This is a genomic window from Neisseria sp. HMSC070H10, assembly GCF_001837635.1.
GTDB classification, from domain to species: Bacteria; Pseudomonadota; Gammaproteobacteria; order Burkholderiales; family Neisseriaceae; genus Neisseria; species Neisseria subflava_A.
Genome location: NZ_KV833368.1, coordinates 118,554 through 127,149, shown reverse-complemented (window position 1 = coordinate 127,149; position 8,596 = coordinate 118,554). Strand labels below are relative to the sequence as shown.

Here is an 8,596-nt window from a genome sequence, read left to right as displayed (position 1 = left end):
AAGAGCCGTCATTTCCGCGCAGGCGGGAATCCAGTCTCTGATATTGCAGTAACGTAGGTCGGATTCTTGAATCCGACATTTCGGTTAAAAGGGTTGTCGGATACGAGTATCCGACCTACTTTTTTCAGACGACCTATCAGATAATAGTCAGAACAGTACACAAAGAGCCGTCATTTCCGCGCAGGCGGGAATCCAGCAGCGTAGGTCGGATTCTTGAATCCGACATTTCGGCTAAACGGGGCTGTCGGATACAAGATCCGATCTACTCTTTTCAGATGACCTACACACCCAAACACACGCCACCATCGCTGCCGTGCGCGAACTTCTAAAATAGCAGCCAAACCCCGCCGTCCAACTACGGCAAACGCTGCAAAGCCTGCTCGCTGGTGGAAATTTACCAGCCGGAGTTATTGGGAAAACGGGATAGGTAGAAGCATTATATTGAAGAACTATTTTTATAAGAAATACAATTAATATTAGGTAGATAAATTATGTTAAGAGCTTATTACGGTAAAAGTATTGCTGATTTTATCCAGGAAGATAACCAAAGAATTTTAGGTGAATTAAGTGAAAAACATCAAAATAATAAACTAGAAATTTTGCAAAAAAATGCATGGAAACAGCAAATTACCATTTTAAAGTCCCAATTATCAGGATTAAATGGTTATATTTATTTTGAATTTTTAATTCCAAGAATGGGGAAGCGTGTTGATAATATTGTAATTCTTGGAGATAAGATTTTTTTGCTAGAGTTTAAAATTGGCAGCGAACAATATGATAGGCATGCCATTGACCAAGTGATTGACTATGCGCTTGATTTACGAAATTTCCATGAAGGTAGCCATCATGCAAATTTAATACCTGTATTAATCGCAGAAAAAGCATCAAAAAAATTCAAAAATAATTTTCAGGAAGCTCAAAATCTAAATCAGGCAATTTTATTGAATGCACAGAATTTGCGTGAGTTTTTCAAGCCTTATAATTCAACTAGTCTAATGGATGTTTTAGCTTGGGAGCAATCTCCATACAAACCAACGCCTACCATTATTGAAGCGGCACAAGCACTTTATCAAAATCATGATGTTGCAGAAATCACGCGTTCAGATGCTGGTGCAAAAAATTTGTCAGCTACGGCTAATTGCATTAGTAACATTATTGAGCAAGCCAAACAAGGGAATAAAAAAGCTATTTGTTTTGTTACTGGTGTTCCAGGTGCAGGGAAGACATTGGCTGGGCTCAATATTGCTAATCAGCGTTTAAAAGTAGCAGAAGATGAGCACACTGTTTTCTTATCAGGAAATGGCCCGTTGGTACAAGTTTTGCAAGAGGCTTTGGCAAGAGATAGTGTCATTAAAAATAAAATCAAAAAAGAAAATGCATTAAAGGCAACCAAAGCATTCATTCAAAATATTCATCATTTTAGAGATGAATATTTGGAAAATTCACAGGCACCAACTGAAAAAGTTGTGGTATTTGATGAAGCACAACGAGCGTGGAATCAACATCAAACTTGTAAATTTATGCGTCAAAAACGCGGACGGCCAGATTTTAATAAGTCTGAACCAGAATTTTTGATTGAGGTAATGAATCGCCATCAAGATTGGTGTGTGATAGTTTGCTTGATTGGGGGAGGTCAAGAAATCAACACAGGGGAAGCAGGTCTTGTTGCCTGGATGCAAGCTTTGAAATCTTCTTACATAGATTGGCAGGTGCATTATTCTAATTTAATTGTCAATCAAGACAATTATTTACAAGATACTGCAATAAAAAACTGGTTATCTACGACAGGCGTTAAGCAAAACCATTTACATCTGGCTACTTCAGTGCGTTCGTTTCGGTCAGAAAAAGTTTCGGCATGGGTACACGCGTTATTAGACATAGATGAGCAAGCCAAGTCACTTTGGAAAGAAATTAAAAGCAATTATCCTATTGTACTTACAAGAGATTTGCAAAAGGCTAAAGCATGGGTAAAGGCACAAGCCAAAGGAAGTGAGCGTTATGGCTTGGTGGCTTCATCTGGGGCGCGTCGTCTGAAAGCATTAGGAGTGCATGTCAAAAATGAAATCGACGTGGCCAATTGGTTTTTAAATCCCAAAGATGATGTGCGTTCCTCTTATTTTTTAGAAGATGTGGCAACAGAGTTTGATGTTCAAGGACTTGAGCTTGATTGGGTATGTCTGGCTTGGGGAGAAAATTTCTATTATCAGGGTAACCAGTGGTACTACCAATCCTTTAAAGGGTGCAAATGGCAAAATATCAATAAAGAAGAAGATAAACAGTTTACCCAAAATGCTTATCGAGTTTTATTAACAAGAGCAAGACAGGGCATGGTAGTCTGGATTCCGGAAGGTAGTGAAAGTGATAACACTCGTCAAAAAAAGTTTTATGATGGGACATATCAATACTTAAAATCTATCGGTATAGATGAATTGGTTTAACTGTAAATACAGTGTGTTTAAATTAAAACCTAAAGAATTTCACCATACGCAAACTGCAAAACATGTTCTATATCACCACCAAAGGCAGTTATCTGCATAAGGAGCAGGAGCGTAAGAAAGTCGTCTTGAAAAGAACTTATGGTGTTTGTCCGATTGTCCACCCAACTTTTCAGACGGCCTATCATCTCCAAACCATCCCCATCAACCAACACCCAAACCATGATTAAAACCGACAAAATCCGCAAACCGCAGCCTGCGGTGTTTTACATCATCGACTACCTTTGGAGCGGCTTTGCCGGTCTGAGCGTGGCGATGGTGGTGGTGGCGTTGTGGGCGTGGGGCAGTGCCGTGTTCGGCGAGTTTATGCTGCCTGCGCCGGTGGAGGTGTTTCAAAAGTCTTTGGATTTATTGAAACATTTTCAGGAAAACGAAATCGGGATTTCGCTGTGGCGGTCGGTGGTGGGGATTTCGGTTGCGCTGGTAGCGGGATTGGCGGCGGGGCTGGTGGCGGGCAGTTTTAAGACGGCGATGGCGTTGCTCAAGCCTGTGATTACGATTTTGTTGGCGATGCCGCCGATTATTTGGGTGGTGATGGCTCTGTTTTGGTTCGGTTTCGGCAATCCGAGCGTGTTGTTTACCATCATTGTGTTGGTTGCGCCGCTGACGTTTGCGAGTGCGGCGGTCGGGATGGCGAGCGTAAACAAGCAGCATGAGGAGTTGTTTGACGCTTATAAATTAGGCCGTCTGAAAAAAATCCGCTATCTGTATATCCCGCATCTGACGGGCTATGTGATTTCCAGTATTGGTGTTGCGGTGGCGATGGGAGTGAAGGTGGTAATTATGGCGGAACTCTTGGGCGCGAGCGAAGGCGTGGGCGCGCGGATTGCGGACGCGAGGGCGATGCTGGAGACTTCGACGGTGATGGCTTATGTGGTGTTGGTTATCGTGTTTGTATCGCTGTTTGAATACCTGATTACCAAGCCTTTGGAAATTTTGTTTATGCCGTGGAGGAGATGATGCTCTGTCTTGAAAACGTGCGTTTTGAAATTCTCCGCGACCCCATCGTGCGCGATTTCAGTTTGAACCTGCAACATGGCGAAGTGAAAGCTTTGTTCGGGCCGAGCGGCTGTGGCAAGACGACGGTTTTGCGTTTGATTGCGGGCTTGGAAACGCCGAAATCGGGCACGATACGCAATACTTTCCGCAAAACGGGTTTTCTGTTTCAGGAAAACCGCCTGCCGGGAAACTTGACCGCGATGCAGAATATCGCTATTTTTATGGACAAACCCGATGAAGGCGAAATCATCGCGCTGGCGGCGAAAGTCGGGCTGACTGCGGGCGATTTGAACAAATATCCGACCGAATTGTCCGGCGGCATGGCGAAACGGGTAGCATTTTTGCGCCTGCTGCTGTGCGGCTGCGACCTTGCCTTGCTGGACGAGCCGTTCGTCGGTTTGGACCGCGATTTGCGCGATATTTTGGTCGCCATGCTGGTGGAAAAAATCGAGCGGCAGGGCATGGCGTGTATGCTGGTAACGCACGACCGCTTCGAAGCCGCACGCCTGAGCCATGAAATCATGCTGCTTTCCACTAAGGGCATGAACGTGCAAAACGTGATTACCCTGCCTACGCCGCTGTCCGAACGCGATTCGGCTTTTGAAGAAGCCGTGGTGGCAAGAGAGTTTCAGGGGATTCATTATTATGAGTGATAGGAATTTAAATTTCTGACAAACCTTGCGGTTCGTTGCCCTCTCCCTAACCCTCTCCCACGGGGAAAGGGGATCAGGTTTCTCAAAATCAGAGAGCCGTAGAATTGGGAATCAGATGTCAGGTAAACCTGAAAATGTTCAGGCTCGACAGCCCAATTCCCTCTCCCCGTGGGAGATGGCTAGGGAGAGGGTAAGCAAGCCGCAGGCTTGCCTCTTTAGCGAAAGATACGAATCTGTTATCCGAACGCGATTCGGTTTTTGAAAAAGCCGTGGTGCCAAGGGGGCAGGGGATTCATTATGAGGTGCTTTATGTTTTCGACTGTGATTACTGCTGCTGTTTTATATATTGCTACAGCAGTAGATTTGTTGGTAATACTATTAATATTTTTTGCTAGAGCAAATACTAGAAAAGAATATCGAGATATTTATATCGGACAATATTTAGGTTCTGTAATTTTAATATTAGTTAGTTTATTTCTAGCTTTTGTTTTGCATTATGTTCCGGAAAAATGGGTGTTGGGTTTATTAGGTTTAATACCGATTTACTTAGGTATTAAAGTTGCTATTTACGACGATTGTGAGGGCGAAAAAAGAGCTAAAAAAGAATTGGATGAAAAAGGGTTGTCAAAATTAGTCGGTATTGTTGCTTTGGTTACAGTTGCTAGTTGTGGTGCAGATAATATTGGACTTTTTGTTCCTTACTTTGTGACTTTAGATCTTGTCGACTTATTAGTTACTCTTCTTGTATTTTTAATATTGATTTTTGTTTTAGTATATACAGCACAAAGATTGGCTAATATTTCAGGTGTTGGTGAAATTGTAGAGAAGTTTAGTCGTTGGATAATGGCTGTTATTTATATTGGTTTAGGATTATTTATTATTATTGAAAATAATACAATTCAAACAATAATATCAATAATATGAATGATACAGGCATTTGAGTATCTGACAAACCTTGCGCTTCGTTGCTCTCTCCCTAACCCTCTCCCACGGGGAGAGGGAATCAGGTTGCTGAAAATCAGAGGGCGCAGGATTGGGAATTAGATGGCAAGTAAACCTGAAAATGTTCGGGCTCAACAGCTTAATTCCCTCTCCTCGTGGGAGAGGGCCAGGGAGAGGGTAAGCAAGCCGCAGGCTTGTCTCTTCGGTGAAAGGTACGAATCTGTCCGCCCAATAAATCCATAATGGATTGCTATATATAACAACTGATCATTATATCTCTGCAATACAAATTGGAACTTGGAAATATGAGTATAACTTATGCAATTAGAGATTATCGGTAGTAAAATTTATACGGAACAAGATTTTCATAATCAAATTTCAAAAATATTTTCTATACAAGATTATTATGGGAACAATCTTGATGCTCTGTGGGATTTATTAAGCACAAATGTAGAACGACCGATTACTTTGGTATGGAAAGATGCTATGTTCTCAAAAAATCAATTAGAAAATATATTTATTGAAATAGTAAAGGTTCTAGAAAGAGTTAAGAAACAAGATGAGGATTATGGATTCGAAGAAAAATTTAATTATATTTTAGAGTAAGTAAACCCTAATTACATTACGTACACAGGCTTAAAACTCCCCAGAGCCAATTAAGCAATCCGAAAGCATCTTCAATGCAGAATCAAGCCAAGCGATGAATAAATTTTTCACCCACCCCATGCGGCCGTTTTTCGTCTGCGCGGCGGCACTTGCCATACTCGGCCCGTTGGTGTTTTTCATCAGCCCCAGTGCCGTCATTTTACACCGCCAAATCTTCTTAGAACTCATGCTGCCTGCAGCATACGGCGGTTTCCTGACTGCCGCTATGCTCGAATGGACGGGCTATAAAGGTCGTCTGAAACCCGTTGCCACCGTCTTGGCGGCGCTGTTGCTCGCCGCAACTGTCCTGTTGCCGTTTGCTCCGCAAACCGCTTCGTTTTTCGTCGCCGCCTATTGGCTGGTGTTGCTGCTGTTCTGCGCTTGGCTGATTTGGCTCGACCGCAACACTGATAACTTCGCCCTGCTGATTCTGCTCGCAGCATTTACTGTTTTTCAGACGGCCTATGCCGTTAGCGGCGATTTGAACCTGTTGCGCGCGCAAGTGCATTTAAACATGGCGGCTGTCATGTTCGTATCCGTCCGCGTCAGTATTCTTTTGGGCGCGGAAGCCCTCAAAGAATGTCGTCTGAAAGACCCCGTATTCATCCCCAACGTCGTCTATAAAAACATCGCCATCACCTTCCTGCTCCTGCATGTCGCCGCCGAACTTTGGCTGCCCGCGCAAACCGCCGGTTTTACCGCGCTCGCCGTCGGCTTCATCCTGCTCGCCAAGCTGCGCGAACTGCACCATCACGAACTCCTGCGCAAACACTACGTCCGCACTTATTACCTGCTCCAGCTCTTTGCCGCCGCAGGCTATCTGTGGACAGGCGCGGCGAAACTGCAAAATCTGCCCTCCTCCACCCCATTACACCTGATTACCCTCGGCGGTATGATGGGCGGCGTGATGATGGTATGGCTGACTGCCGGACTGTGGCACAGCGGCTTTACCAAACTCGACTACCCGAAACTCTGCCGCATTGCCATTCCCCTACTCTTTACGGCAGCCATCTCTCGCGCTTTCTTGATGAACGTGAACCCGATATTTTTCATCACTGTTCCTGCGATTCTGACCGCCGCCGTGTTCGTACTGTATCTTTCCACATTTGTACCAATATTTCGGGATAATGCGTTTACGGATGATCCGGAATAAAACAAAAGGCCGTCTGAAAATTTCAGACGGCCTTAGCTTTAAATAAATGCTTTATTTGTTGGCATTCAAATAAAGATTAATCAGACGTGTAGTGGAGCTGTCGTGTTTTTGCACTTCGGTCTCGCCGGTCAATTCGGCAAGAATAGTTTTGGCCAGTTGTTTGCCGAGCTCTACGCCCCATTGGTCAAAGCTGTTGATGCCCCAAATAATGCCTTGGACGAAAGTTTTGTGTTCGTACATGGCAATCAGGCTACCCATATTGCGTGGGTTGATTTTGTCCATGAGGATGAGGTTGGTCGGACGGTTGCCGGAGAAGGTTTTGTGCGGAACCAGCTCTTCGATACGCGCTTCATCCATGCCTTGCGCTTGAAGCTCGGCGCGTACTTCGTCAGGCGTTTTGCCACGCATAAAGGCTTCGGCTTGGGCAAAAACGTTGGCCAACAGGATTTCGTGGTGGCCGCGCAGGTTGCTGCGTTTTTCAAGGGAGGCGATGAGGTCAATCGGTGTGATGTGCGTACCTTGGTGCAGCAGTTGGAAGAATGCGTGCTGGCCGTTGATACCGGTTTCGCCCCAAATAATCGGGGAAGTTTCGTAACCGACCGGTTTACCGTCAAGGGTAACTTGTTTGCCGTTGCTCTCCATATCGAGCTGCTGGATGAATTTAGGCAGGCGGTGGAGATGTTGGTCGTAAGGGGCGATGACGTGGCTGCCACCGCCGTAGTAGTTGATGTACCAGATGCCGATAAGGGCGAGGATGACGGGCATGTTGCGCTCTAGCGGCGTATTGATGAAGTGTTGGTCCATCAGGTGCGCGCCGTTGAGCATTTCGATGAAGTTTTCTTCGCCGAGATACAGCATAATCGGCAGGCCGATGGCTGACCAGAGGCTGTATCGTCCGCCGACCCAGTCCCAAAATTCAAACATATTGGCGGTATCGATACCGAATTCGGCAACGGCTTTTTGGTTGGTCGATACGGCAACGAAGTGTTTGGCTACGGCGCTTTCATCGCCTGCATGATCCAAGAACCATTTACGCGCGGTCAGGGCGTTGGTCAGGGTTTCTTGGGTGGTAAAGGTTTTGGAAGCAATGATGAACAGCGTGGTTTCAGGGTGGACTTTGGACAATACGTCGCGCAGTTGGGAGCCGTCCACGTTGGAGACGAAGTGCATCTTCAGGCGCGGATGACCGAAAGGCTTGAGCGCGGTACACATCATCAGGGGGCCGAGGTCGGAGCCGCCGATACCTATGTTGACGACGTCGGTAATGACTTGATTGGTATAGCCCAACCAGCTGCCGCTGCGGACTTCATGCGCGAACTCGCCCATGCGTTGCAGGACATGGTTGACCTTAGGCATCACATCCTCACCATCCACGACGATGGGGGCATTGGTGCGGTTGCGCAGGGCAACGTGGAGTACGGCGCGGTTTTCTGTCGTATTGATTTTTTCGCCGTGGAACATTTGCTGCATCCGCTCTGGCACGCCTGCTTCACGCGCCAACTCGAACAAAAGCGACATGGTTTCGTCGTTGATACGATTTTTAGAATAATCCAAAGTCAGGCCGCCAACCTGCAGCCAGTAGCGCTCGGCACGTTCGGGATCTTGCTCGAACATTTCGCGCATGTGTTGTTCTTTGGTTTCGTCAAAATGTATCCATAATTTTGACCAAGCTGGTAAATCGTGAAGGTGTTTCATCGGATGCTCTCCTG

General features: G+C 45.7%; 8 protein-coding genes and 1 pseudogene. 8 read left to right on the top strand and 1 reads right to left on the bottom strand.

The window, feature by feature from the left end; translation table 11 throughout:
- Positions 1–262: 262 nt before the first annotated feature.
- The 8 genes and pseudogenes from HMPREF2606_RS10680 to HMPREF2606_RS04900 all read left to right on the top strand — a co-directional run.
- A pseudogene (locus HMPREF2606_RS10680) lies at positions 263–431 on the top strand (CRISPR-associated protein Cas4); the annotation flags it as partial.
- 60 nt (positions 432–491) lie between these two features.
- Positions 492–2,438 carry a DUF2075 domain-containing protein gene (locus tag HMPREF2606_RS04930; protein WP_070713175.1) on the top strand — a complete coding sequence of 649 codons (1,947 nt, stop codon included), beginning with the start codon at positions 492–494 and terminating at the stop codon, positions 2,436–2,438.
- A gap of 62 nt (positions 2,439–2,500) precedes the next feature.
- Positions 2,501–2,665: a hypothetical protein gene (locus tag HMPREF2606_RS11125; protein WP_210399760.1), complete on the top strand. Its 165-nt coding sequence runs from the start codon at positions 2,501–2,503 to the stop codon at positions 2,663–2,665.
- Positions 2,658–3,455 (top strand): ABC transporter permease, encoded by a 798-nt coding sequence (locus tag HMPREF2606_RS04920; RefSeq protein ID WP_049230919.1) that lies wholly within the window; start codon positions 2,658–2,660, stop codon positions 3,453–3,455. Before HMPREF2606_RS11125 ends, HMPREF2606_RS04920 begins: the two co-directional genes overlap by 8 nt.
- Positions 3,455–4,147, top strand: a complete 693-nt coding sequence (locus HMPREF2606_RS04915; protein ID WP_009310824.1) for an ATP-binding cassette domain-containing protein — start codon at positions 3,455–3,457, stop codon at positions 4,145–4,147. The genes HMPREF2606_RS04920 and HMPREF2606_RS04915 overlap by 1 nt, the downstream gene beginning before the upstream one ends.
- A gap of 309 nt (positions 4,148–4,456) precedes the next feature.
- Positions 4,457–5,071 carry a CadD family cadmium resistance transporter gene (locus HMPREF2606_RS04910; protein ID WP_036491903.1) on the top strand — a complete coding sequence of 205 codons (615 nt, stop codon included), beginning with the start codon at positions 4,457–4,459 and terminating at the stop codon, positions 5,069–5,071.
- Positions 5,072–5,407: 336 nt separating this feature from the next.
- Positions 5,408–5,695 carry a barstar family protein gene (locus HMPREF2606_RS04905; protein ID WP_003712505.1) on the top strand — a complete coding sequence of 96 codons (288 nt, stop codon included), beginning with the start codon at positions 5,408–5,410 and terminating at the stop codon, positions 5,693–5,695.
- Positions 5,696–5,789: 94 nt separating this feature from the next.
- On the top strand, positions 5,790–6,887 hold the full coding sequence (locus HMPREF2606_RS04900) for an NnrS family protein (protein WP_070713181.1): 1,098 nt from the start codon (positions 5,790–5,792) through the stop codon (positions 6,885–6,887).
- Between the two features lie 51 nt (positions 6,888–6,938).
- Here the strand turns inward: HMPREF2606_RS04900 and pgi are convergent, their stop codons facing one another.
- Positions 6,939–8,582: a glucose-6-phosphate isomerase gene (gene pgi / locus HMPREF2606_RS04895; protein WP_070713186.1), complete on the bottom strand. Its 1,644-nt coding sequence runs from the start codon at positions 8,580–8,582 to the stop codon at positions 6,939–6,941.
- Positions 8,583–8,596 lie beyond the last annotated feature (14 nt).